Source organism: Mycobacterium sp. TKK-01-0059, from assembly GCF_000709305.1.
Lineage (GTDB): Bacteria > Actinomycetota > Actinomycetes > Mycobacteriales > Mycobacteriaceae > Mycobacterium > Mycobacterium intracellulare.
In genome coordinates, this window is record NZ_KL446993.1 from 1,732,992 (window position 1) to 1,757,361 (window position 24,370).

20 protein-coding genes are annotated in these 24,370 nt (G+C 66.7%); 6 read left to right on the forward strand and 14 right to left on the reverse strand.

Features of this window, described 5'->3' with window-relative positions:
- Window positions 1-81 precede the first annotated feature (81 nt).
- Complete coding sequence (gene fadD1 / locus K883_RS08475; RefSeq protein WP_020823945.1) at window positions 82-1,716, forward strand: fatty-acid--CoA ligase FadD1; 1,635 nt, start codon at window positions 82-84, stop codon at window positions 1,714-1,716.
- Here fadD1 and K883_RS08480 read toward each other — a convergent pair.
- The 6 genes from K883_RS08480 to K883_RS08505 are packed head-to-tail and all read right to left on the reverse strand — an operon-like array spanning window position 1,655 to window position 7,942.
- Window positions 1,655-2,305 (reverse strand): MarR family transcriptional regulator, encoded by a 651-nt coding sequence (locus K883_RS08480; protein ID WP_036454206.1) that lies wholly within the window; start codon window positions 2,303-2,305, stop codon window positions 1,655-1,657. The two genes, fadD1 and K883_RS08480, sit on opposite strands and share 62 nt — an antisense overlap.
- A complete protein-coding gene (locus K883_RS08485; protein WP_036454208.1) occupies window positions 2,302-2,736 on the reverse strand; it encodes a Zn-ribbon domain-containing OB-fold protein in 435 nt (144 codons plus the stop codon). Before K883_RS08485 ends, K883_RS08480 begins: the two co-directional genes overlap by 4 nt.
- Window positions 2,733-3,893, reverse strand: a complete 1,161-nt coding sequence (locus tag K883_RS08490; RefSeq protein WP_020823947.1) for a thiolase family protein — start codon at window positions 3,891-3,893, stop codon at window positions 2,733-2,735. The genes K883_RS08485 and K883_RS08490 overlap by 4 nt, the downstream gene beginning before the upstream one ends.
- Before the next feature lie 26 nt (window positions 3,894-3,919).
- Window positions 3,920-4,252: a hypothetical protein gene (locus tag K883_RS08495; protein WP_020823948.1), complete on the reverse strand. Its 333-nt coding sequence runs from the start codon at window positions 4,250-4,252 to the stop codon at window positions 3,920-3,922.
- A gap of 1 nt (window position 4,253) precedes the next feature.
- Window positions 4,254-6,590 (reverse strand): CaiB/BaiF CoA-transferase family protein, encoded by a 2,337-nt coding sequence (locus tag K883_RS08500; protein WP_036454209.1) that lies wholly within the window; start codon window positions 6,588-6,590, stop codon window positions 4,254-4,256.
- A 2-nt stretch (window positions 6,591-6,592) separates the two neighbouring features.
- On the reverse strand, window positions 6,593-7,942 hold the full coding sequence (locus K883_RS08505; RefSeq protein WP_020823950.1) for an amidohydrolase family protein: 1,350 nt from the start codon (window positions 7,940-7,942) through the stop codon (window positions 6,593-6,595).
- A gap of 302 nt (window positions 7,943-8,244) precedes the next feature.
- On the opposite strand from K883_RS08505, the gene K883_RS08510 reads away from it, so the two are divergent.
- On the forward strand, window positions 8,245-9,222 hold the full coding sequence (locus K883_RS08510) for a LacI family DNA-binding transcriptional regulator (RefSeq protein ID WP_020823951.1): 978 nt from the start codon (window positions 8,245-8,247) through the stop codon (window positions 9,220-9,222).
- Between the two features lie 3 nt (window positions 9,223-9,225).
- Here K883_RS08510 and K883_RS08515 read toward each other — a convergent pair whose 3' ends face one another.
- The 3 genes from K883_RS08515 to K883_RS08525 are packed head-to-tail and all read right to left on the reverse strand — an operon-like array spanning window position 9,226 to window position 13,088.
- Window positions 9,226-9,639, reverse strand: coding sequence for a Zn-ribbon domain-containing OB-fold protein (locus tag K883_RS08515; RefSeq protein WP_020823952.1), 414 nt, complete (start codon window positions 9,637-9,639; stop codon window positions 9,226-9,228).
- A 6-nt stretch (window positions 9,640-9,645) separates the two neighbouring features.
- A complete protein-coding gene (locus tag K883_RS08520; protein WP_020823953.1) occupies window positions 9,646-10,854 on the reverse strand; it encodes a thiolase family protein in 1,209 nt (402 codons plus the stop codon).
- 8 nt (window positions 10,855-10,862) lie between these two features.
- Window positions 10,863-13,088, reverse strand: coding sequence for an acyl-CoA dehydrogenase (locus K883_RS08525; protein ID WP_020823954.1), 2,226 nt, complete (start codon window positions 13,086-13,088; stop codon window positions 10,863-10,865).
- A 220-nt stretch (window positions 13,089-13,308) separates the two neighbouring features.
- Here K883_RS08525 and K883_RS08530 point away from each other — a divergent pair, with 220 nt between their 5' ends.
- Window positions 13,309-13,905 (forward strand): TetR/AcrR family transcriptional regulator, encoded by a 597-nt coding sequence (locus tag K883_RS08530; protein WP_020823955.1) that lies wholly within the window; start codon window positions 13,309-13,311, stop codon window positions 13,903-13,905.
- Here the strand turns inward: K883_RS08530 and K883_RS08535 are convergent.
- On the reverse strand, window positions 13,892-14,518 hold the full coding sequence (locus K883_RS08535) for a TetR family transcriptional regulator (RefSeq protein ID WP_051197778.1): 627 nt from the start codon (window positions 14,516-14,518) through the stop codon (window positions 13,892-13,894). The two genes, K883_RS08530 and K883_RS08535, sit on opposite strands and share 14 nt — an antisense overlap.
- A 62-nt stretch (window positions 14,519-14,580) precedes the next feature.
- Between K883_RS08535 and K883_RS08540 the strand changes: the two genes are divergently transcribed.
- The 3 genes from K883_RS08540 (at window position 14,581) to eno (ending at window position 18,489) form a co-directional block, all read left to right on the forward strand.
- Window positions 14,581-15,675: a DUF1214 domain-containing protein gene (locus K883_RS08540; RefSeq protein ID WP_020823957.1), complete on the forward strand. Its 1,095-nt coding sequence runs from the start codon at window positions 14,581-14,583 to the stop codon at window positions 15,673-15,675.
- Window positions 15,675-16,847 carry a sulfotransferase family protein gene (locus tag K883_RS08545; protein WP_036454212.1) on the forward strand — a complete coding sequence of 391 codons (1,173 nt, stop codon included), beginning with the start codon at window positions 15,675-15,677 and terminating at the stop codon, window positions 16,845-16,847. The genes K883_RS08540 and K883_RS08545 overlap by 1 nt, the downstream gene beginning before the upstream one ends.
- Window positions 16,848-17,217: 370 nt before the next feature.
- Window positions 17,218-18,489, forward strand: coding sequence for a phosphopyruvate hydratase (gene eno, locus K883_RS08550; RefSeq protein WP_020823959.1), 1,272 nt, complete (start codon window positions 17,218-17,220; stop codon window positions 18,487-18,489).
- A gap of 24 nt (window positions 18,490-18,513) precedes the next feature.
- Here the strand turns inward: eno and K883_RS08555 are convergent, their stop codons facing one another.
- The 4 genes from K883_RS08555 to K883_RS08570 are packed head-to-tail and all read right to left on the reverse strand — an operon-like array spanning window position 18,514 to window position 24,370.
- The gene (locus K883_RS08555) at window positions 18,514-20,547 is read right to left on the reverse strand and encodes a proton-conducting transporter transmembrane domain-containing protein (protein WP_020823960.1); all 2,034 of its coding nucleotides are present in this window, start codon (window positions 20,545-20,547) and stop codon (window positions 18,514-18,516) included.
- A complete protein-coding gene (locus K883_RS08560; protein ID WP_036454214.1) occupies window positions 20,541-21,341 on the reverse strand; it encodes an NADH-quinone oxidoreductase subunit B family protein in 801 nt (266 codons plus the stop codon). Before K883_RS08560 ends, K883_RS08555 begins: the two co-directional genes overlap by 7 nt.
- A complete protein-coding gene (locus K883_RS08565) occupies window positions 21,342-22,862 on the reverse strand; it encodes a hydrogenase large subunit (protein WP_020823962.1) in 1,521 nt (506 codons plus the stop codon).
- The gene (locus tag K883_RS08570) at window positions 22,859-24,370 is read right to left on the reverse strand and encodes a proton-conducting transporter transmembrane domain-containing protein (RefSeq protein ID WP_020823963.1); all 1,512 of its coding nucleotides are present in this window, start codon (window positions 24,368-24,370) and stop codon (window positions 22,859-22,861) included. The genes K883_RS08565 and K883_RS08570 overlap by 4 nt, the downstream gene beginning before the upstream one ends.

The following is a 24,370-nucleotide window of genomic DNA, read 5'->3' on the forward strand; positions in this document are numbered from 1 at the left end:
CACGCCGACCGCCGCCGGCCGCTACTATAAGACGGACCGTCTCGTCTCGTAGGGCAGGCAGAGTGAGGGTGAATCGGACCGATGGCTGACGACACGATTCAAGCGCTGCTGCGCAAGCGCCTATCCGATTCATCGATCGCGGTGAAATACGGTGATGCGCAATGGAGTTGGCGTCAGTATCTGGAGGGCTCGACGGCGCGGGCCGCGGCCTTGCTGGCCGCCGCCGATCCGTCCCGGCCGGTGCACGTCGGCGCCCTGCTGGGAAACACCCCCGAGATGCTGAGCCAGATGGCGGCGGCCGGGCTCGGTGGCTACGTGCTGTGCGGCCTGAACACCACCCGCCGCGGCGAGGCGCTGGCCGCCGACATCCGCCGCGCGGACTGCCAGTTCGTGGTGACCGACGCCGAGCACCGCCCGCTCCTGGACGGCCTGGAGCTGGCGGACACGCGCGTCCTCGACACCTCGACGCCGCAGTGGGCCGAGCTCATCGACTCCGCCGGCGAGCTGACGCCGCATCGGCAGGTCACCGCGATGGACGCCTTCATGATGATCTTCACGTCGGGAACGAGCGGAAATCCCAAGGCGGTGCAGGTATCTCACTTCATGGCCACGGTCGCCGGGCTCAGCCTGGCCGAGCGATTCACCCTCACCGACCGGGACACCTGTTACGTGTCGATGCCGCTGTTTCATTCCAACGCGGTGGTCGCGGGATGGGCGCCGGCGGTGTGCTCGGGCGCCGCGATCGTGCCGGCGAAATTCTCGGCGAGCAACTTCCTCGACGACATCCGCCGCCACGGCGCCACCTACATGAACTACGTCGGCAAGCCGCTGGCCTACATCCTGGCCACGGCCGAACGCGACGACGACGCCGACAATCCGCTGCGGGTGGCGTTCGGCAACGAGGCCAACGACAAGGACATCGAGGAGTTCGCGCGCCGGTTCGGTGTGCAGGTCGAGGACGGCTTCGGGTCGACCGAGAACGCCGTCATCGTGATCCGCGAACCCGGCACGCCCAAGGGCTCCATCGGGCGGGGCGCCGACGGGGTGGCCATCTACCACAGCGATACCGTCACCGAATGCGCCATCGCCCGGTTCGACGCCGACGGGGCACTCGTCAACGCCGACGAAGCGGTGGGCGAGCTGGTGAACACGGCCGGCTCGGGTTTCTTCACCGGCTACTACAACGACCCGGACGCCAACGCCGAGCGCATGCGCCACGGCATGTACTGGTCCGGAGACCTGGCCTACCGCGACTCCGACGGCTGGATCTACCTGGCCGGCCGCACCGCCGACTGGATGCGGGTCGACGGCGAGAACCTGGCCGCCGCGCCCATCGAACGGATCCTGTTGCGCCACAGCGCGATCAACCGGGTCGCGGTCTACGCCGTCGCGGACGGTCATGTCGGCGATCAAGTGATGGCGGCCGTCGTGCTCAACGACGGCCACACGCTGGCACCCGACGAATTCGAAGCGTTCCTCGACGCCCAGCCCGACCTGTCCCCCAAGGCGCGGCCACGCTATGTGCGCGTCGCGACCGACCTGCCCAGCACCGCTACCCACAAGGTGCTCAAGCGCCAGTTGATCGCCCAGGGCACCGCGATCGGAGAGGGAGAAGTGTTGTGGGAGCGCGAATCCCGCGGCACGGCCTATACCGTTAGCCCGGGTTCCGCGGTACCCGGCGGCGGATCTGCCCCTTCGACCGTCGCACCCGTTTGACCGGATCTCGGCTGGTGCCGGCGGCGATCTCGTCGCGCAACTGGGAGATGTTGGAGATCTCCGCGTACAGACCCCGGATCGCGTAATCCAGAACCGCGAAGGAGTACCGCTGTTCCGGATCCTCGGTGATGCCGAGCTCGTGGGAACGCTGCCGCGACCACAGCGCCTCGTCGAGCCGGGCCCGGGTCGCGTCGAGATGGCGATCCAGGGTGTCCAGGACGTGTTCGGGATCCTCGCCGCGGGCCAGCCACGTTTTGAGGATGACGGGGTGCTTGATCACCACCTGGTCCTGCCCGGGGAAATGCTGCACCCAACGGCGCATCGCGTCGAGCCCGGCCTCGGTGGTCTCGTACAGGGTGATGGCGCGCTTGCCGGATTGGGCGCCGGTCTCGCTGACCATTCCCCGCGCCAGCAGCCGGGCAAGTTCGCGCCGCACGTGGCTGACCGACGGGGACCAGTAGAAGTGGCCGACCGACAATTCGGCGCGCATCTTGATCTCGCCGGCGGTGAGTTGCTCGTCGTTGGCCGCCAGCACGCCCAGGACCAGGTAGGCGGTGACCGGAAGTCCGTTGCTGGTGCGGGGACTCACGAACTGTCGGTCCCTTCGGCGGTGAAGTAGGGAAGTGTCACGTCGGGGCCGGCGTCGTGGAATTGCACCCGCACGCGCAGGCCGACCTCGATGTCCTCCGGCGGCACACCGACGATGTTGGTCAGCATCTGATAGCCCTCGTCGAGCGTGACGATCGCCGGCGCGTACGGCGGTTCGAACTCCGCTGTCACCGGCCGATAAACGACCGTCCAGCTGTAGATCTCGCCGCGCCCGCTGCCTTGGCGCCAGTCGACGTCGTCCGAAAGGCATTGGCGGCAATGCTCGGTCGGGGGGAAATTGGCCAGCCCGCACGCCGCGCACCGCTGATAGCGCAGTTGCTGTGACCGGCAGCCCTCCCAGAAGGGCGTGCTGACATGGCTGCTCGCGTGCGGGACGGGTCCGGTTTGGGGTCGCAATGGATCAGAGGTCACCGTGGTTCGTCTCCCAGAATCAGCACCGTCGTGAACAGGGCCCCCGCTCCCCCGTTGCTGCACAACGCGATATGAGCATCGGGGACTTGAAGATCACCGGCCTGGCCGCGCAACTGCTCGACCGCTCGGATCGCGCGTTGCATCATCTGCGGGTTGGCGCCCGCGTGGCTGAACGACATGGTCCCCCCGTCGGTGGTGATCGGATGGCTGCCGTCGATGGCGATGTGGCCATCGGCGACGAACGGTCCGCCTTCGCCGTCGCCGCAGAAGCCGAATGCCTCGAGTTGGCGGATGATTTCGAAGGAGAACGGGTCGTACAGTTCCAGCACGTCGACGTCATCGCGGCGCAGCCCGGCGTGGCTGAACGCGCACTCGGCCGCGCGCCGGCCCACAACACCGTTCACGTGATCGCCGCGCCGGCCGGCTAGGTCGTACGCCGGCGGGTGTTGGTAGGACGGACCGTGAAAGTCCGCGCCGCTGCCCAAAATGTAGATGGGTTGGCTCTTGACGTCGATGGCGTTGAGGTTGGCCACGACGAGCGCGCACCCGCCCTCGGAGGTGGTCGCGCAGTCCAGGAGATGGAACGGGTCGGCGATGGGGCGCGACGCGGTGATGTCGTCCGGCGCGAACGGCCCGCGTTGGTAGTAGACGGCCTCGGGGTTGCGCGACCCGTTGTTGCGGATGGTCGCCGCGACCATCGAAAGTTGTTCGCGCGTGGTGCCGTAGACGTGCATGTGACGACGGGCGATGAGCGCGAATTCGGCTGTTGTGAACATGCCCCAGGGCGCGACGAATTCGTTCTCGGGCCGGGTCCACGGCGCGGTGGCCTCGTGGTCGCGGTATTCGCCGGCCTGCGCCGCGACCAGCACCACCACGTCGGCCATGCCGTGCTCGATCGCGGTGACCGCCTCGGTGATCATGCCGACCCCGAACGCCAGGCCCTGCCAGGCCGGGCCGATCCGCAGGTCGTAGATCAACGAGGTCGACTGCGGGCTCGCGCTGATGCCGTCGACGTCGTCGAGGGTCAGGCCGGCGTCGTCGAGCGCGCCGAGGATCGCCTTGATCGCCAGGCCCCGCGACGTTTCGCCGTCCAGCCGCCGCCCCTGCCGGGTGTTGTGCACCCCGACAATCGCCGCGGTGCGCTTCGTCGCGCTCACCGATGTTCCATTCCCGTTACCGCCGTTCAGTTTTCGTCCGCGACGACACCCAGGTAGGTGCCCCTGACCTCGTATCGTCTCCCGTCGCGGGTGATGGTGCCGATGATGGTGCCGGGCGCGGGGCTGTGATCGGTGCCGGCCACTTCCACGACATCGATCCGCACGTCCACCGGTCGCGCCGTCTGCGGGTCGGTGATCTCGACGACCATCGCCACCGCGTGTTCGACCTCGTCCCATTCCACACTGGTGATGCGGTGGCGGGCGGTCAGCTCCATCACCACGGAATCCCGGCGCACCAGGAAGCGCACCGGCGCGCACAGCTCCCCGGCGCGGGGCGGCACGCACAGGCTGACCGCCATGTCACAGGCCCGCCGGCCGGTCGCTGATGGTGCCCGAGCGCCGCAGGTCGGCCAGGTCCGCTTCGCTGTGCCCGAGAATGTCGGTGAGTACCTCCTTCGTGTGCTGACCGTAGAGCGGTGGCACCCGCCGGATCCAGCGCCTCGGCCGGTCGAGGAACGCGAAAGGCATTCCGGTGCATAGGAAAGAGCCGGCGACGGGATGGTCGACCGTCTCCCAGAAGCCGCGTGCGTGCAGGTGCGGGTCGGTCAGCAGCGCCGCGGCGGGGGTGACGCGCGCGGCGGCCACGCCGGCGGCGCGCAGCGCGGCGACCGCTTCGGTCACAGAGCGCGTCGCGGCCCAGGCGCAGATCAATTTGTCGATGTCGTCGGCCCGTTCGTCCCACGCGGTTTCGTCCATGTCAGGCTGGTCGAGCAAACCGGCCAGCGACACCCGGGCGGCGGCGTCCAGCGCGGCGAGCGCGACCCATTCGTCGTCGCCGCGGCAGCGGTACACGCCCTGGGGGGTCGCGCCGGGGCCGCGGTTCCCATTGCGCCGCAGGGCGATTCCGTTGCGCGAGTACTCGACCAGCATTTCGGCGGCCACGTTGAGCGCCGCCTCGACCATGGTCGATTCGACCTGCATGCCGGCACCCTCGCGGTCGCGGATCGCCAGTGCGGCCACGGCGGCGAAGGCGGCGTGCAGGCCGGCGATCGGGTCGCACACTCCGCGCGGAATCACGGGCGGACCGTCGGCGTGGCCGGTCATCCACGCCATGCCGGTCGCCTGCTCCATCGTCTGCGCGAAGCCGACGCGATCGCGCCACGGGCCATCGAGGCCGAAGGCGGGCATCCGCACCATGATGGCGTGTGGGTTGGCGGCGCGGACCGCGTCCCATTCCAGGCCGAAGTTCGCCATCACCCGCGGCGAGAAGTTCTCGATGACCAGATCGCTGGCGGCGATGAGTTCCAGCGCGACGGATCGCCCGGCATCGGTGCCCAGATCGATGCTGACCCCGCGCTTGTTGTTGTTGCTGCACAAGAAGACCGGGCCCCACTCCCACCATTGATCCCAGTCGGGCGGGCGGCCCGCGGAGAACCGCATGCCGTCGGGCCGCCGGACGCCCTCGACCTTGATCACGTCGGCGCCCAGGGCGCCGAGCAGTTGCGTGGCGACCGGGCCGGCCCAGAACGCGGTGAAATCCGTGATCCGCACGTCGGACAGCGGAAGCGCATCGGCGTCGTCGGTGCGGGGTCGCTCGAGTCTCGGCCGCCAGTGCAGCCGTGCGTTGTCGGCGCCGAGCGCCGGGGGCTGCCTGGGCGGCCTGATCGCCATCGCCTCGCTGCGATACGGCACCCGCGGCGCCAGCACCCCGTCCCGCGATTCGACGAACACGCCGCGTTCGACGAAATGGTCCAGTTTGGGCAGCATCTCGGGAGACGCTATGGGGGCGACCGGGATCCGGAAGGCCACGGCGACGTCGACGATCTCCTGGGTGGTGCGGCTTCTGGTCCAGGCGGTGACCATGTCCAGGAACTCGTCGCGGCGCGCGACCCGTCCGGCAAAGGACGCCAGCTCGGCGTCGCCGACGAGATCGGCGCGGTCGATCATCACCAGGAAATCTTGGAACTGCTGCGCGGTGATGGTGCAAAAGCCGACCATGCCGTCGGCGGTGGGAACGATCGACGGCAGTTCCAAACTGCGTTCGTGTAGCAGCGAATCGGCGCCCAGCACGCTCGCCGACATCGCCGACAGGCCGCCCATGGCGATCACCATGGCCTCGTACGTCGAGACGTCGATGACCTGGCCGCGGCCGCTTCGGGCGGCGTGCCGCGCCGTGGCCGCGGCGGCCGCTGCGGCGAACGTGCCCGCCAGCCATTCCCCGAGCCGCCCGCCGGCTTGCACCGGTTCGTCGTCCGGCCAGCCCCGCCCGGCGATCGATCCGCACAGTGCCTGCAGGATGAATTCGTTGGCCGCGACCTGGTTTTCGGCGTAGGGGCCGGTGGTGCCGAACGGTGTCACGGCCACCACCACGGCCGACGCGGCGGTGTGCGCGGTGATGCCGTCGAGCGTCCATCCGTCGGTCAGATCGGTGAGCACGAGGTCGGCGCCGGCCAGCAGCGACGCGACCTCTGCCTGGCCGCGGTTGATCACCGACTTCTTGCCCGCGGCCAGATATCCGAACAGCGCCCCCGGTGGCCCGCCCGCCGCCGACCAGGCGCGCAGCGAATCGCCCTGCGGGGATTCGATTTTCACCACCTCGGCCCCGGCGTCGGCGAACATCTTGCCGCAGTAGGACACCGCCAGACCGTTGCACAATTCCAGCACGCGCCAATCCGCGAACGGCGCCGCACCTGTCACGTTCAGTTACCCAGGGTGGTGGCGCGCCCGGCGATCCCGGCCACCTCCGCCGTCACGGGCGCGGCGGCCCCGGCCTGCAGGGCGAACTGCGTCATCCGGGTCCACGCGTCCCGGTCGCGCTGGCTGGCGTGGCGGCCTACGTGGGTCACCACGTCGACATCGGTGGCCTGCGCGCGCAGGCGGCCGGCCCGCGCCTGGTCCTTCGGGATGTGCCGGAACGGGTCGAATGAGTACGCGGCCATGGCGTTTTCATGGGTGATCTTGTTGATGACCCGGTCGTCGAGGTGGCCCATGGTGGCGATGACGTCCTCCGGCGCGAACGGCCAGTTGCTGTCGGAGTGCGGGAAGTCGGATTCCCAGCACAGCATGTCCTCGTTGAACCAATCCATGTTGTGTACGCCGACCTTGTCGCTGATGAAGCAGGTGTAGAAGTGCCGCTTGAACACATCGGTGGGACCACTGTAGCCGGGCGGGAACGTCGCCAGGGTCCACCCCGAGTGACGGTTGTACACGTGCTCGGCGCGCCAGAGAAAGTACGGTATCCAGCCGACGTCGCCCTCGGTGAGTGAGAACTTCAATTGCGGGAAGTCCGCCCAGAATTCGGCCCAGATCAGTTCGGTGAAGGTGAACATGCTCATCATCGACGACGCCGTCATCTGCACGCTGGGCGGTGCGTCCGTCGACACCTGCGGAGAGCGCGAGGCGGAGCCGACGTGCGTGCACAGCACCGTCTTGTTCTCACACGCGGCCTCGAAAAGCGGATACCAGTACTTGGTGTGAATGCTGGGCATCTGCAACGCTTCCGGATTCTCTGAGAACGTCACCGCGTGACAACCCTTGTCGGCCAAGCGTTTGACTTCTTTTGCCGCCTCGGCCACGTCGAACAGCGGCAGGATGCCGCAGGGGATGAACCGGCCCGGATACGCCCCGCACCATTCGTCGACGTGCCAGTCGTTGTAGGCCTTGATCATCACCAGGTTGGCCTCGCGGTCGGGCCCCTGGTTGAGGACCTGGCCGGAGAAGCCGGTGAAGTTCGGAAAGTTCAGCCCCGCCAGCTGGCCGCCGGCATTCATGTCGCGGACCCGCTCGTCGACGTTGAAACAGCCCGGCCGCATCTCGTCGTAGCGCGAGGCGTCGATGTTGTACATCTCGCGCGGCTTGCCGGCCACGGCGTTCAGACCCATGTTTCGCCCGCGGACCTCGCCGTAGTACCACTGCTGGATGCCATCGGGTTCGAGGACCACCCGCGGGGCGCGGTCCTTGTACTTAACGGGGACGTGGGCGTCGAACATGTCGGCCGGCTCGGCGATGTGATCATCCACGCTGATCAGGATCAGATCGTCCTTGTTCATGCCGCGCTCCTCGGTCTGTTTCTAGTGACTAGTAGATAATGGTGTTCGTCACAGTGTCAACCGGCCGGGCCGCGGCGGACGTGGTGCGTGCGCCCCGCCTCTTTTACTGCATGGCAACGACACACGCTCGCCCCGGTGGTCGCCTGCGAGGCGGCGTTGCGGCTGTCCCGCGGTTCGGATGAACATGGACTAATAGTCTCTACCGGGGCGGTCTGCCGACGTCGGACGGCACCACATCCTGCGGTGCCGATCGGGCTCGCATGCCACCATGGGGCATGACCGGGTCCGGAAGGTAGCGCAAGTTGAGCACCAACAAAGCGGCGCGTCCGACCACCGCGGACGTGGCCCGATTGGCCAGCGTGTCGACCGCCACGGTCAGCTATGTGCTGAACAACGCGCAGGGCCGGCGGATCTCCCCCGAAACCCGCGATGCCGTCTACCGCGCCGCGAAGCTGCTGGGGTACCGGCCCAACCTCGCCGCCCGCAATCTCGCGCGCGGCAAAAGCGGTGTGGTGCTCTATGTGGTTCCGCACGTGGCCGTGGGCGAGATGCCGATGCAGGCCGGCAGCCGCATGACCACGGCGCTGGCCCGCCAAGGTTTGCTTCAGGTCCAGGTTTTCGAGACCGACGACGATCATCATGTCGTCGATGCAATCGAGAACCTGGACCCCGTCGCGATCACCAGTCTCTTCCCGCTGAGCGCGGCCGCCCGCGAAGCGGTGACCAAGGCCGGGATCCCGCACATCGAGATCGGGACGCTGCCCGCACTCAACAACCCGCATCTCTCGGTCGGCGAGATGCGCATCGAGCACCTCGTCGAACGTGGCCACCGCCGAATCGCCTTCGCCTATACCGGAATTGCCCGGTGGAGGCCGCTGGGTGACTACTGGTTCGAAGGCGTCTCGCGGGCCGCGCAACTGCGCGACCTCCCACCCGTGCGGGTGGACCAGGTCACCCTGGACAACGCCGCCGACGTCGTCACCGGATGGGTGGGCAACGGGGTCACCGCCGTCTGCGCCCAGAGCGACGAGATCGCTTGCCTCGTCCTCTACGGCATCCATCAAGCACGGCTGCGGTGCCCCAGCGACCTCGCGGTGATGGGCGTCGACGCCAGCCCCATGGGCATGGTCAGCACGCCGCCGCTGACCACCGTCCAATTCGATCCCTGCGCGGTCGCCGACGCCGCCCTCGCCGCCGTCTTCGAGCGGCTGGGACAACCTGCCCCACCCTCCCCCGAGCCGACGGACATCGCCCACCTGGTGGTGCGGGCGTCGACCTGAGCGTCAGTCGGCCGGCTCGTAACGCAGCAGGGTGACGTCGTGTTCCGGATAGTCGCAGAAGACCGGCCTCACCCGCATCCCCACCCGCAGGCGGGCCGGGTCGGCGTTGACGATCTCGGTGGAAAACCTTGGGCCCTCGTCCCATTCGACGATGGCGAGTAGCTGCGGCACCGCGTCGGCGAAGTGGGGGCTGACCGGCCGGTGGGCCACCGTGTAGGAGTACAGCGTTCCCATCCCGGAGATCTCGCGCCATTCCAGGTCGTCGGCGAGGGTGCGCGGTGCACGTACCCGGGGATAGAACACATACGCCTGCAGGGAGGGCGAATACTGGATGACGACGCGGTGCTCGGCGAGCGCGTCCCAGAAGGGGGCGCTGGTAGGAGTTTTGACGGGCATCGGCCGCTCGAAGGTGGTCATCGGTGATCAGTCTCCCTCGAGGATGAGCGTGGTCTGCTCGGACAGGATCCCGCCGTTGCCGGAGACGAAGGCGCGGTGACAGTCGCCGACCTGTGCCGCCCCGGCGCGGCCCATAATCTGGCGGGTGGCGTCGCAGACGTGGTGCATGCCGCCGGCCAAACCCGCCTGGCCGAAACCCAATTGGCCGCCCGCGGTATTGAGCGGGAAATCGCCGCGGAAGGTGAGGTCATGGCCGGCGACGAACTCCATCCCCTTGCCCTTCTCGCAGAAACCCGCATCTTCGAGCGAGAGCAGCACGGTGATGGTGTAGCAGTCGTAGATCGAAACCATGTCCATCTGCTCGCGAGTCAGGTCCGTCATGGCGAACGCCGTGTCGGCGGCCGCGGCGATCGGGGTGTGCAGCAGATCCTGTGCGTAGGTCGGCGTCTTGAACGGCACGTGTTCGCCAAAACCCTTGATCCACACCGGCCGATGGCGTGAGCGCCGGGCAACGTCGGCGTTGGCGACTACGACGGCGGCGCCCCCCACGCACGGCATGACGATTTCCAGCATGTGCAGCGGGTCCGCGATCACCGGGCTGGCCAGGACGTCATCGACGGTCAGCGGCTTGTCCTTCCAGATCGCACCGTCGGTGTGGTTGGCGTTGGTGCGCGTATCGACGACGATCTTGGCCATCGCCCGCTCGTCGTATCCGTAGATCGCCGCATAGCGTTGGGCGACCTGGCCGTACGGGCCGTTCTGGCCGAGGTTTCCGTAGGGGATCTCGAATTCGGCCTGGGGAGAGCCGTATTGGTTGCTCGATGACCCGAAATACAATGCGTCACCCAGGGTTCTGGGCTTTTTGGGTGACATCGGGGTGATGTAGCGGGCGGGCAGCGCGCACAGCACCGCGTCACAGATGCCGAGTTCGACGGCGGCGGCGGCGCGCCACACCATGGCCGCGGCGCTGGCCCCGCCCAGGTCCACGTGTTCGGCGAACCTCGCTCCCACGCCGAGGTATTCGGCGATGGTGGACGGGACGAAGATCTCCGACTCGGCCAGGTGTGACGCCACGATGCCGTCGACGACCTCGAAGGGCAGACCCGCGTCGGCGAGTGCGGCGGCGCCGAGTTCCGCCCATTGTTCGAGGGCGAACGGGGCGGGCGTTGCCTTGGTCATCCGTTCGGGAGGAAGTTCGACGTACCCGACGATCGCGGCTTCGCCACGTAATCCCATGAGCTGTCCTACTTTCGGGGTAATCCGAGGATCATCTGCGCGATGATGTTGAGCTGGATCTCCCTGGTTCCCCCACCGATCAGCTCGGCCGGCAGATGCAGATAAGGCTCCACCACCGCGGCGTCGGGGTCGTCGACCATGGCGACCTGCCCGGTGAGCTGCAGCGTGGCCTGGAAGGTGCGCCGCAGCAGCACGTTCATCGCGACCTTGGCGATGCTGGACGCCGGACCGGAGGCCTGGCCGTCGAGCAGCCGGATGGTTTCGCGCACCCCGAGCGCCCTGATCGCGTTGGTGTAGGCGTCGAGCTCACCGAGTGCGCGCAGCGCATCGTCGCGGTCGGGTCCGGGTTGAGCGGCGAGTCGGCGCAGCGCGACGGCCCGGTCGAACTTGACGTATCCGCTGATGGCCGTACGTTCTTCGGCCATCGTGGCGATCGCCAGGCTCCAGCCGTCGGTCGGGCCGCCGAGCAGCATCTCGTCGGGAACAAACACGTCGTTGAGAAACACCTCGTTGAAATGTGCCTGGCCCGTCGCCGTCTTGATCGGCTGGATCTCCACCCCCGGGGAGCGCATGTCGAGGATGAAATAGCCGATCCCACGGTGCTTGCTGGCCTCGGGGTCGGTGCGCGCGAGCAGGGCGCCCAGGTCGGCGTATTGGGCCAACGATGTCCAGATCTTGTGACCGTTGATCCGCCAGCCGCCATCGACCTTGGTCGCGCGGGTGGCCAGCGACGCGAGGTCGGAGCCGGCTCCCGGCTCGCTGAACAGCTGGCACCACAGGATGTCGCCCCGTTGGGTCGCCGGGATCAGCTGCTCCTGCAAGTCTTTTGGCGCGGCGGCCAGCACCGAGGGCAGGATCCATTCGGCGATGTTCAGCGAGGGCCGAACCAGGGCGGGTCGCTTGGCGAACTCCTCGTCGATGATGAGCTGTTTCAGCGGATCCGCGTCGACGCCCCACGGTGCCGGCCAGTGTGGCGCCATGAGGCCGGCGTCGGCGATCAGCGTGCGTTGCGGCCCGGTGGCAAGGTGCTCATAATCGCCATGCGGTGCGGGTTTGTCGTTGCGCAGCTGCAGGGCCGCATCGAGCGTCTCGGCCACCCAGGAACGGAATTCGGGTTCCGCGTCGCCGAGATTCACTGACATGTCGCGCGTCTGGGTGCACGTGAGCTCCCCCAGCCGCCGCGCCCAGCGGTTCGCCGGGCCGATCGATCCCGCCAGACTGATGGCCCGCCGCCAGTACAGGTGCACGTCGTGTTCCCAGGTGAAGCCGATGGCGCCCAACATCGTCAACGCGTCGAGCACCAGATCCGGCGCCGGCGAGATCGCGATCACGGCCGCGCCGGCGGCGGCCATCCGGTGCTGATCGACTGACTCGTCGACGGCGCGCACCGCGTCCCAGGCCGCCGCAGTGGCCAACTCGCTGTTGACCAACAGCATTGCCGCACTGTGTTGCAACGCCTGGAACGTGCCGATCACCTTGCCGAATTGTTCGCGGCTGCGCAGGTGGGCGGTGACGGCCTGCAGGCACCACTGGACAATGCCGGCGGTCGTGCTGGCGACGAGTCCCACCAGCACGCAGCGCGCCCGTTCGGGGTCGATGCCGGTGAGCGCTTCGGAGTCCGTCGCGGCATAGTCGTCGAGGCGCAGGATCCCGGCGTCGGCGACGAGGTCGGTGCCGGAGACGGGTTCGGCTGTCACCGCCGGCTTTTGGGTGTCGACCGGAACCCAGGCGACGTCGCCGTCCTGGGTCTGGGCGCCGACCAGGATGATCCGCGCGGCGCACACCCCGGGCGTGACCCCCGACGCGCCGCTGACGATCCAGCGCCCGTTTTCGGCCCGCGCGCGCAGGTCACCGTCGCCCGGAAGCACGACGGCGGCGGTGATGCCGGCGGCGAGGTCGCGCACCAGCGATTGCGCGCTCGGTGTCGGATCGGCGAGCAAGGCGACCGCACCCGCGGCGACCGTCGGCAGCAGCGGACCGGGCAACAGCGACTTGCCCGCCGACTCGAGCACGCAGGCGGCGTCGATCAGCCGTCCGCCCTGGCCGCCGAGTTCCTCCGGCAGGTGTACGGCATGAAATCCATTGGCGACCAGCGCATCCCACCATGCGGGCAGACCGCCTGTCGCGAGCTCGTCGAAGGTGTCGCGCGTCGTGGAGATGGGCGCATTTCGGGCGGCGAACTGCCCGACGGCGTCGCAGAGCTCCTGCTGCTCCGGGCTCAGTCCCAGGGTCATGCGCGCGGCCGCATGGTGACTGACGTTGGCCGCACTGACTGCTACCCTTCCGGCTCCTATCGCGACGACGTGCCGCGCTATCGAGGCGACGGCCCGCTGTGCCCGGCTTCGCCGCGCTTGGGATCGTCGTGTGACAAGACGGACCGTCTCGTCTTGTGGCAGACTACCGGGGGTAGTCAGGATATGTAAAGCGGGCCAGCGCAGCAGTGAGGACCACCAGATGCCAAGCGATCTCACCGAGGTGGGCACGCCGGCGAACTCGCCCCGGCGGCGCAGCGAGAAGTCCCGCACGGCGATCGTCACCGCCACGCGTGAACTGCTGCTCGAGCGGGGGTTCGACGGGCTGACCATCGAGGCGGTTGCCGCCCGTGCTGGGGTGGGCAAGCAGACGATCTACCGCTGGTGGCCGACCCGCCCCGCGCTCGTCGCCGACGTGATGCTGGAGGACGCCGACAAACTGCTGTCGTCGGTCAACCACAGTGGCAGCCTGGCCGGCGACCTGGTGGGGTGGGTGGGCAAGCTGTTCACCAGCCTGACGACGCCGCGGGGTTCCGCCATGCTGCGCACGCTGACCGTCGCGTGCATGGAACACGAGGACACCGCCGTCAAACTGCGCGCCGGATTCAGTGCGCCGCTGCACGAACGGGTGCGGGCGCGGCTGCTGGCCGACGGCATCGATGCGACCACCGCCGAATCCGCCGCGGACGCCATCGTGGGCGGCGTGGTGTATCCGATCCTGTCCGGCGCGCAGTCCTACTCCCGACGGCGGGCGGAGCGGACCACCCGGCTCATCGTGGAAGCCCTCACCGGCGGCTGACGGCCGCCGCGTGGTCGACCGCGACCGCGGCCAGACCCTGGCTCACCCGGTCGGGCAACGAGCCGCCGTGGCTCAGCCAGTCGTCGAGGGCGATGCGCACGGCCGCCATCGCCAGCGCGCCGATCAGGCGCGGCCGCGGATCGTGCGCGGCCAGCCCGGGCATCCGCGGCGCCACGAGCTCAGCGATCGCCACCTCATAGCGCACGTAGATGTGCAGCGTCCACGCGTCCAGGGTCTCGGATGACCTTGTCAGCGTGGCCAATTCGCGGACCTGCTTCTCGATCTCCGCGAAACCGCGGGCAAGTTCGCCGAACGCGCCGATGACCGCGTCGATCGCATTCAGCTGCGGCGGCTGCGCCGCGAGGGCGGCGGTGATCCGGTTCAGCCAGTGGGCATTCATGCCCTCGGCCACGGCGTCTTCCTTGGAGTTGAAGTAGCGGAAGAACGTCGCCCGCCCGATATCGGCGGCGTCGGCGATGTGGTCCACGGTTGCCCCCGCCAGACCGCGGCTGGCGACCAGCTGGGCGGCGGCGGTGGCGATGCGCTGCCGCATTGCCGCTCGCTTCCGCTCGGCCAGCGGCGGCACAGGCACGGAAGCGGACGTATGAGACATGCCCCCACCCCGTTCTCGCGAATCGACACCAAAATCGTAAGACATAGTCTTACCATGAGACGATGTCTCAGACTGGTGATCCGTCCGATCAGGCCGCCCCGAAGGCGCGCGCCGCGCTGCAGTTCTTTCAGCAGATGCTCACCGACGTCAGCAAGATCGTGAGCGAGGACGCCGAGTCCGAACGCGAACTCGCCGAAGGGTTGCGCGTGGTGGCGCGGGTGTCCTCGCTGTGCGCACAAATGTCGGTCGAGGCCGACCCGGATCGGCCGTCGTTTTTCGATATGTGTTCGGACAACCGAATGGTGGGCGGTCCCAACCCCGACGGCAACTACTACCTCGCGATGATCCGCGGCGACCGCCGCTACCGGATCACCGGCTCCCGCGGCACGAGCGCCTACCTCGGTTTTCAGATCCTCGCCGGCACCGGGCTGACCCCGCGGCGGATGGCGGGCTACGTGAGCGACACGGACCTGGTCCTAAACTCCGGCAACTTCGCGCTGGTGCTCTCCGCCGACGAACCGCCCGACCTGGCCGGCGCGCAGTGGGTGAAGATCCCCGCCGACGCGTCGTCGGTGGTCGTGCGCGAGTACATCGGCGACCGGGCCGACGAGGAATTGGCCGCGCTGCGCATCGAGGCGCTGGACCCGGGCCCGCTGACGACGCTGACCGACGAGGAACTCGCCGACCAGTTCACCGCGATGGCATGGTCCCTGATGAAACTCACGACCCTGCACCGCACCATCAAGCCCGAACTCCTGCAGACCCCGAACACGTTGTTGACGGCCCAGGCCGCCGATCTGGGCGCGGCCGACACCACGCCCGACAACCTCTACATGATGGGGACCTTCCGGCTCGAGCCCGGCCAGTCCCTCGTTCTCGACATCGCGCCGCCCGACACGCGGTACTGGAACGTCACCCTGGAAAGCATCTGGCACGAATGCCTGGAGCCGCGCCGCCGGCACAGCTCGGTGACGAATCGCGGTGTGCGGCCCGACGCCGACGGGCGCGTGCAAATCGCGATCTCCGCCGAGGACCTCGGGTTTGGCCACTGGCTCGACACCGGCGGCCGGCACCGCGGCTTCATCGTCCTGCGTTGGCTGGACAATCCGAGCCCACCCGACGTGACGGTATCGGTGCGCCAAGGACAGGAGCGGTGATGACACTGCAGGACCGATTCGCCCCGGAACGGCTGATCGCCGCCGCCTGCGAGGAAGCCGGCAGCGACGACTTCGGCGCCGAGGGCTGGCGCCCCGGGCTGCACCGCGTCACCGACGGGTTGATCAACGATGCGCGGCTATCCGACATCGGCGTCGAGATCGCCCACCTCGACATCATGCGCGCACTGAAGAACCGCCTCGGCGTAATCGCCTGGCGCAAACAACATCCCGAGATCGCCGAGCAGAAGATCACGGCGCCCATATTCATCGTCGGACAGCCGCGCACCGGGACCACGATCCTCTACGACCTGCTCGCCCAGGATCCCGCGCTGCGCGCCCCGCTGACCTGGGAGGTCGACGAGCCCTGTCCGGTCCCGCAACCCGACACCTACCGCGACGATCCGCGCATCGCCCAAATCCAGGCCAGCATCGACATGTCCGAACAGATCATGCCCGGCTTCTTGGCTTTTCATCCGATGGGCGCCCTGGTCGGGCAGGAGTGCGTGCGCATCACCGCGGCCGAGTTCGTCAGCATGATCTTCTCGGTGCAGTACCGACTACCCGGCTACTATCGCTGGCTGCTGTATGAGGCCGACCACGCGGGGGCGTATCGCTTCCATCGAATCTTCCTGCAGCACTTGCAGTCCGGCGTGCCCGGCCAGTGGTTGCTGAAGTCGCCCGCGCACCTGTGGCAGCTGGATGCGCTCCTGGCCGAATACCCGGACGCGCTGATCGTGCAGACACACCGCGATCCGGTCAATGTCATCTCGTCGATCGCCGCGCTCACCCATCACCTGCGCCAGATGTGCAGCGACGAATCCAGCATCACCGAGTGCGCGGACCAATCCTACGAGGAGATCGTCGTCGGCCTGGAGCGCGAGATGGCGTTGCGCGACAGCGGCGCCGTGCCCGCGGGGCGGGTCATCGACGTGCAGTTCGCGGACTTCATGACCGATCCGTGGACCACGATCAAAGACATTTACCAGCGGCTGGACCGCGAGCTGCGTCCCGACACCGAGCAGCGGATGCGCGATTTCCTCGCCTCCCATCCCTCCGACGGCGGGCACAGCCGCTACACCTGGTCGGACACCGGGCTCGTCGCCGGCGAGGTCCGCGAGCGGGTACGCGCGTATCAGGACCGCTACGGGGTGCCTTCCGAACCGCTGCGGTGAGGTAGCCCGCTATAACGGTATCGACAGCGCGGGGTGCTTGCAGGACACTGGTCGCAATGCCTCACTGCTCGTAAAGTTCGAGCATCATCTCGGCCAGAAAGCGGTCACGCTACGTCGCCGCTCGTCACAATCGGCGCCAAGTTTGAGGGGATCCTCCTCCATCGCTTCTTGCCGTTGTCGGGCAAGAGTTTTCGAGACATCAATCAAGGTATGTCTAGTTGCGTTTTGGGTATGCTATAAAGGGCGAACGCAACATGGCGGTGGGGCTCGCCACAAAAGCGCGTCGAGATCGACAGCCAACGGTCCCTGCGAACACATCGATATTCGGATGGTCGATCGCCCCAGCCGAATGTGACGCGGAGGAAGAAACGTGGCCATTCAATTTTCGTCGATATCTGCACTCGAAATACTCGATTCCCGTGGCCGGCCAACGCTTTCGGTGACCGCGACGCTGACCGATGGCCGAAGCGTAGGTGCGGGTGTTCCGGCTGGGGCGTCGACCGGCAGCCGAGAGGCCGTCGAATTGCGCGATCATGATGAGCGCTACGACGGTTTGGGTGTGCGCCATGCGGTGGCCAATGTCAACGGGCCGATCGCTGAATTGCTGACAAACCGACTGTTCACCGCGGTGGAGCAGATTGACCAGGAGCTGCAAGCGCTGGATGGCACACCCGATAAGTCTCGATTGGGGGCCAATGCGATTGTTGGTGTCTCGATGGCTGCCGCTCGGGCTTTCGCTCTTGAGTCTGGACAATCGCTGTGGCAGTGGCTGACTCGCGCCGGTGTACATCCTAGGCTGCCGGTTCCTCACTTCAACGTCATCAATGGTGGTGCTCATGCGGTCAATGACCTCGACTTCCAGGAATTCATGATCGCCCCGATCGGGGCGCCGTCGTTTTCAGAAGCATTGCGCGCCGGCGCCGAGATCTATCGCCAACTGCGTTCGACTCTGACCGATCGCGGCTTGGCAACCGGGCTGGGGGATGAGGGCGGTTTTGCTCCCGAGATCAGTTGTCCCGAAGATGTTTTGGCGTTGCTGACCCAGGCGATTGGCGACGCCGGTTACATCGCAGGTGGGGGTGGTGTCGCGATAGCGCTCGACCCGGCCGCGAACGGCTTTTATCGTGACGGTCGCTATCAAATCGACGGCCAGACGTTGTCTAGCGAGGATCTCATCGATCGCTACGCCGCCATGGTCGATCGTTACCCGATATGGAGCATCGAGGACGGAATGGACGAACGCGACGTCGGAGGTTGGCGGAAGTTGACGAGCGCGCTGCGAGGTAAGGTGCAATTGGTCGGCGACGACAATTTGGTGACCAACCCAGATTTGATCGCCTTTGCTGTGCGCGCGGGCATCGGCAACGCTGCGCTGATCAAGGTCAACCAGATTGGAACAGTGTCGGAAACCCTTGAGGCGCTTGCTCTGTGTCGGGAAGCAGGGTATGGCGCGATGATTTCTCACCGTTCCGGAGAAACCGGCGATTCGTTCATCGCCGACCTTGCGGTGGCATCGGGGAGCGGTCAGATCAAATCGGGAGCCCCTGCCCGAGGGGAACGCGTCGCGAAATACAACCGGCTCCTCGAAATCGAAGCGGCGGCCAAAGAGTTGCCGTTCGGGTTGCCCCCGCCCATCGTCTGACCCTACCGGTCTGACGGATCTGAATCATGATGTCGCGATCACGACGGCGAGAACGGCCAGGACTGCGATGAGCATATAAGCCATGTACGCATCCAGGCGACCGGACTGAAGCTTTTTCGCGGTGCGTGACACGCCGAGAACGCCGCGGGTCAACGGCCGGTAAAAGTAACGCTCGACGACGTCGACGACATCGATGCGGTAGGTATATCGGTGCGGCGAATCCTGGTGGTTATGGGGCTCTTCCTCGGCCTCCAAGAGGGCCGTTCGGGTCAGCAGGACGGTAGCCAGCACGTTGCGCACCGGGTTGGCATAACCGGAGGACGTGTAGCCGACGCCACGGTCGACCCCCGGTGAAGCCGAGGACCACGGTGTGACGGTACGAGCCCGGAACGGGTTGCGGCCGGCGAATACTGCGGCACAGCCCGCGATGAACGCGGCCATCGCGGGCAGCACGATCCATAGCCACGAGGGCGACAACGCGGAAAACTTCGCGAAAACAGGCTGCAAGACCCACGGCTCGGCGTTAGCGCCAGCGGCCTGATCTCCTACGATTGGCCACAGGCCGCGTGCGATCAAGCCCACCTCCAGTGGCGCAACCGCCGCGGCTCCCAGGCAGCCGGTTACCAGCACAGCTATACCGAACCGGTAGGGCCACTGGCGATCCACGCGCGCGGCCATGGGAATCAGTTGGGGCTCATCGATGCGAGCCGGGCCAAATGCGGTGAGCGCGACGACCCGCACGAAGGTCACTCCAGCGATACCGATGGTCAACGCGATCAACGCGCCAGTGACGGCGGTGGACAGTTGCATTGCCAGACTGGTGACTCTGAACTGTTGCATCAGCGACTCGAGGGTGAACCATTCGGAGGCGAAGCCCGCGGTCAGCGGTAGTCCGGCCAGTGTCAGCGAGCCGATCACCAGTCCGGTGCCCGCCCAGGGCAGCCGACGCACGATTCCGCCGAGTCGGTCGAGCGCGGTGGTGGCGGTGGCGTGTTCGATCGTCGATGCGGAGACGAACATCAGTGTCTTGCCTAATGCATGGGCCATCACCTGGGCGGTGCCGGCGATGAGTCCCGTTGCCACCAGCTTGGGTTCGCTGGCAGCAGCACCCACGAGCGCCACGCCGTACCCGGCGGTGATCATGCCGGCGTTTTCCACACTAGACCACGAGATCAAGGTGGCCAGATCGGGATTGACCGCGGCGTGGGCGATACCGAGAATGGCGGTGACGCCGCCGATGACGAGCACGCCGCAGACCAACCAAACCGGTGGAGCACCAAAGACATTGAGGGCACGCCACATACCGTAGAAGCCGACGTTGACGGCAGCGCCAGCGATCAGCGCGCGGGCGGGGCCAGGCGCTGCGGAATATCCCCGCGGCATCCAAATGTGGGCCGGCACTAAACCGACTTTGATGCCGAACCCCAAGAGCAGCAGCGCATAAGAGGCTTGGCCTGCGGCACTGTGAGAGTCGATTGCGCCGGCGGTGAAGGCGAAGGTGTGGGTGTGCGCAGTCAGCAGTAAAGCGCCCATCAACAGCGCCGCGCCGCTGGCCTTACCGAATATCACGGTGATGACGGAGCCGCGTGCCCTGCCGGGGAGGTCGCGGTCGTATCCCGATACCAGGTAGAACGCGACGGTCAGGAGCTCCCATCCGAAGAGCAGAACAAACAGGTTGTCGGCCGCGAGAATGATCGCGACAGCGGCCAATGTGGCGGCGATGGCGGCCGGTAGGCGTGGACGGAGTCGGTTAGCCGATGCGGCCGCGGCGATCAGGGCCGGGACGGCGACCCCGAATGACACGATGAGGAACAGCCCTGATAACGCGTCTACGCGCAGTGCAGCCGGACCAAATCCCGCCAATCCGCCGAGGCCGATTCGTTGCGGATGACCGGCCACCGCCCAGGCACCGGCGGTAACCATGATCGCGGCGCCAGCCGTGTTCGCGGTCCACGCCGCAGCGTCTAAACGCCGTTGCGTGACGCGACGGAGGCGGCGTGTTGTGCATGCGCTGATCCACGCCGCCGCAGCCAGTAGCGCCAGTCCAGCGATCAACATGACGTGCTCCGGGCGGGGACCAGAGGAGCGCGGCCCAAAGCCAACAGGATGCCGTGCAGGATGCTAAACGGAGAGGCCGGCGCACCGGGTATCCACACGTCGACGGGCACTACATCGGAGATCCCGACGCCGCCCGTGTATCCGCCGCCGATCAATCCTCCACTGACAGCGTCGGTTCCGACAGCGATCACGACCGTTGGCGCCGGCATGGCTTCGAACGTACGTCGCAGTGGCTCAATCATTCCTGCCGCCCCTATTCCGGTGACCAACAGGATGTCGGCGTGGCGAGGACTGGCGGTGAAGAAGATTCCCAGCCGGTGCAGGTCGTAGACCGGATTGGTCAGGGCCTGAATTTCCCATTCGTCGCTGCCGTCCGAACCTGTGTCGATGTGGCGCAGATGCACCGAACGGCGTAGGCGGCGCACGCGCTTGGCCAAAGCCACCCGCAGCTCCACGAGCGCCTCATCACTCCCGTCAACGTCTTTGACGACGAGGGTTTCTCGGGACAATCGTGCGATGGCCGCTCCGGAGTCCCAGGCAAACCACTGGGGGGCCACTTCCACGCAGCGTCCACACAGGATGCAGCGTCCGCGGTCCAGCTCTGGTTGCGGCTCAATCGATATAGCAGCGGTTGGGCAGACCTCAGCGGCCGCGGCTGCAGGCAAACTAGAACGGGTGTCCGGGTTTGCGGTGACCCGCACTGCTGCAGGGGATCGATCGAAGTAGTCATCGGCGTGTTTGGGCCAGCGGCTGGTGATGATGCCGTCACGGAGCCCTCGGAATACCCACGGCATCTACATCGCCACCCCGGCGTAGCACAACCCGAAACTGGCTTCGATAAACGGGAAGTCGGTGAAGATGTCACCGCCGAACACATCGTGGAAGAGCAGCATGTTATGCAGGGAGGCCGAGCGGGCAAAGCACCGCCGGATCATGCCCTCACGGACCTCCAAGCCGTAGAGCACCTCGCCCTGGGCCGCTTCGGCCCACCCGAGTGCGAAACCGTCGACTGCCTCGACCGGCGCCAGGATCGCCGTCTCGGCGATCGGCGAGAGCCGATCGCAGGCGCGACGGATCAGCTCGGCGGCGATGTCGATCTCGCCCCACCGGACCCGCAGCCGAGCCAGCGCATCACCGCGATCGTCGACGACGGCGCCGTCGACAACGGGGAGTTCTGCGTAGCCGTCGTAAGGGCGTTTGCGTGCATCGTCGTCACAGGCAGACGCGCGGCCTACTGGACCCAGCGCCCCATGCGATACCGCCAACGAAGGGTCCAGACGCCCGGTTCCGCGCAGCCGGTCGAGGAACGAAGCGTCCACCATCAGTGCGTCGCGGTCACGACGGATCTTTTGTACGACCGCCGCCAGTCGGGTGGAGAGCTCGGCCGGTTTCAGCCCGGGCGGGGCGCTGATTCCGCCGACCCGCACGACCGAGCGACCAAATCGATTGCCGCACAGGGCAGAGACCAAGCGCATAGTGCTTTCTTTGTGCCACCCGAACCGGGCCAGAGGGACAGCGAGTCCTGCGGCGTCACATAGCCGCGTAACCACGTCGAGATGGTTGGCGATGCGCTCGAGTTCGGCGTGGATCACCCGAACCAGTCGCGCACGCCGTGGCGGAGTTGCGCCGGTGAGGTCTTCGACTGCATGGGCGAAAGCGAGCGCATGCGCCACTGACGAGATTCCTTCGACGCGTTCGGCGACCAGGATCCCGTCGGCAACGGGCAACGTTTCGAACCGCTTTGCGATTCCGCGGTGCTTATAGTGTGGCCGGATGTTGAGGTGGGGTATGTCCTCCCCGGGCGTCTCGATGAGAAATTCGATGGATTCGAAAACCCCCGATCGCACTGGACCTAACGGCAAGGTGAAGATGCCGCCGCCGCCGACATCGACCGGTCCACGTGGTTCGGCGGCGCTGGAACGGACGTGGTGATCCAGCGCGGCGTGGTTGATGTAGCCAGGCCGCGGTGATGGCTGCCCGGGTTGGCGGGCCAACAGCAGAGGGTCGAGCCTGGGGTGCCCGATGGGCACTATGCCGGACAGGTCGTGCAGAGCCCGCTCGTACCAAAACGCGGCCGGCACATCGGGGGTCAGTGACGGGTACGACATCGCGCCCTCGGAGTCCGGGGTCAACCGGGTGCGAAGGCAGCTGACCCGGGCACCACCAACCAGCAGAGCATGCAATTGTGCGGTCTGCACATCGTGGGAGGCGTACACGGCGGCAAAGCGACAGCCAGCGTGCACGTGTTCGATGACGTCGGCCCGCCAGCGTTCCAGCGGCAGGTCGACGGCGTCCGTCGTCGCCGCCGAGGTCATCGGCCACCAGCCGCGAGTTCGCTGGCGCCATGGTTGAGCAGGTCGACCAAGTCGGCTGGGGGTGCAAGCCCGAGCATCAGCAGGACGAGGACTCCTGCGACAACGGGGGTGACCATCCACCGACTGGGTTCACCCGGGATCTGTGGCGATTCGGCAGCGGCCGGGTCGACGGGGTGAGGGCGGAAAAGGATTCGGGTCGTTGCGAGGGTCAAGCCGAGAAATGCCAGGGTGACCAGACAGACGAGCACGGCTGCTGCGGCATTGCGGGCGTGGGCAAATCCACCCGAGACGATCTGGAATTCGCTGCGAAACAAGCCGAAAGGCGGCATCGCCGATAGCGCCAGGACAGCGACCAAGAACAGCGGGCCCGACCAGGGCAAGACGCCGATGCCGTCCGCCATTCGTGCTAGTTCCTTGGTGCCGAATTTGCGCACCAGCACGCCCGCACCCATGAACGCGTTGCCCTTAGCCGCGGCGTGGGCCAGCACGTGGAGCAGCACGCCGGACAGGGCAATCGGTGCGCCGAAGCTCATGCCGATCGCAAGGATGCCCATGTGCTCGACACTCGAATATGCAAGTAGCCGTTTGATATCCCGCTGCTCGAGCAGATAAAGCGCAGCCAAAAGCAGCGAGAGCACTCCGAAGACCAACAGCACCATTTGAGGGAAGCGGGGTCCTAATGCGGCCACTGTGATCTGGTAATAGCGCAGGATCGCATAAAAACTCACAGCCAGAAGCGATCCCGACAGTAGCGCCGAGACCGGTGTGGGAGCCTCCGCGTGCGCATCGGGAAGCCAGGTGTGCACGGGGAAAAATCCCACTTTGGTGCCGTAGCCCACCACCGCGAGCACGAACGCTAACCGTACCGGTGTGTGGGGTGATTGGCCGGCCGCGGCAATCATGGGGTCGAACGCCAAGTCATACGACTGACCCAGTACCTGCGCGCCTGCGTAATACATGAAGATCGTTGCCAGCAGCGCGATCCCAAGCCCCGAGGAGGCGATCAGCACGTACTTCCATGCAGCCTCCGTCGCCCCTTCGGTGTCGTCCAATGCGACCAATAGCGCCGAAATGACCGTGGTGATCTCGATTGCGATCCATAACAGCGCAAGCCCATTGACCAACGGCGCACAGATCATCGACCATGCGAAGGCGTTGAGGCCCATGTAGAAGCGGGCACTGTGGCGAGCAAACCGGGCTTGCTGATCGACTGATTGTGTGCGGACCACGCGCTCTTCATCGGCGAGGTAGCCGACGGAATAGATCCCGACTGCGGCGTAAAGGAAGCAAGTGCCGAGAAGAAAGATCAGTGACAGTGAGTCGGCCCTCAGGTAGCGCAATGCCGTGATCGTGTGGCCGACGCCGGCCGGTATCAGTGCGACGGCCAGGATAAAGGCGGCAACACCGGTTAACGCCGTCACCGTGGCCGCGACGCGATGCGGTGCGCGCAGGCACACCAGTGTCGTAATCAGCGGCAAGATGACCAGCAGCACAACGACAATCGACAT

Bases quoted from the DNA above. Each gene is read 5' to 3' on its own strand.
- fadD1 (WP_020823945.1), top strand. From the start codon at position 82: ATGGCTGACGACACGATTCAAGCGCTGCTGCGCAAGCGCCTATCCGAT.
- K883_RS08495 (WP_020823948.1), bottom strand. From the start codon at position 4,252: ATGGCGGTCAGCCTGTGCGTGCCGCCCCGCGCCGGGGAGCTGTGCGCG.
- K883_RS08505 (WP_020823950.1), bottom strand. From the start codon at position 7,942: ATGAACAAGGACGATCTGATCCTGATCAGCGTGGATGATCACATCGCC.
- K883_RS08515 (WP_020823952.1), bottom strand. From the start codon at position 9,639: ATGACCACCTTCGAGCGGCCGATGCCCGTCAAAACTCCTACCAGCGCC.
- K883_RS08520 (WP_020823953.1), bottom strand. From the start codon at position 10,854: ATGGGATTACGTGGCGAAGCCGCGATCGTCGGGTACGTCGAACTTCCT.
- K883_RS08525 (WP_020823954.1), bottom strand. From the start codon at position 13,088: ATGACCCTGGGACTGAGCCCGGAGCAGCAGGAGCTCTGCGACGCCGTC.
- K883_RS08530 (WP_020823955.1), top strand. From the start codon at position 13,309: ATGCCAAGCGATCTCACCGAGGTGGGCACGCCGGCGAACTCGCCCCGG.
- K883_RS08535 (WP_051197778.1), bottom strand. From the start codon at position 14,518: ATGTCTCATACGTCCGCTTCCGTGCCTGTGCCGCCGCTGGCCGAGCGG.
- K883_RS08540 (WP_020823957.1), top strand. From the start codon at position 14,581: ATGTCTCAGACTGGTGATCCGTCCGATCAGGCCGCCCCGAAGGCGCGC.
- K883_RS08545 (WP_036454212.1), top strand. From the start codon at position 15,675: ATGACACTGCAGGACCGATTCGCCCCGGAACGGCTGATCGCCGCCGCC.
- K883_RS08555 (WP_020823960.1), bottom strand. From the start codon at position 20,547: ATGTTGATCGCTGGACTGGCGCTACTGGCTGCGGCGGCGTGGATCAGC.
- K883_RS08560 (WP_036454214.1), bottom strand. From the start codon at position 21,341: ATGCCGTGGGTATTCCGAGGGCTCCGTGACGGCATCATCACCAGCCGC.
- K883_RS08565 (WP_020823962.1), bottom strand. From the start codon at position 22,862: ATGACCTCGGCGGCGACGACGGACGCCGTCGACCTGCCGCTGGAACGC.
- K883_RS08570 (WP_020823963.1), bottom strand. From the start codon at position 24,370: ATGTCGATTGTCGTTGTGCTGCTGGTCATCTTGCCGCTGATTACGACA.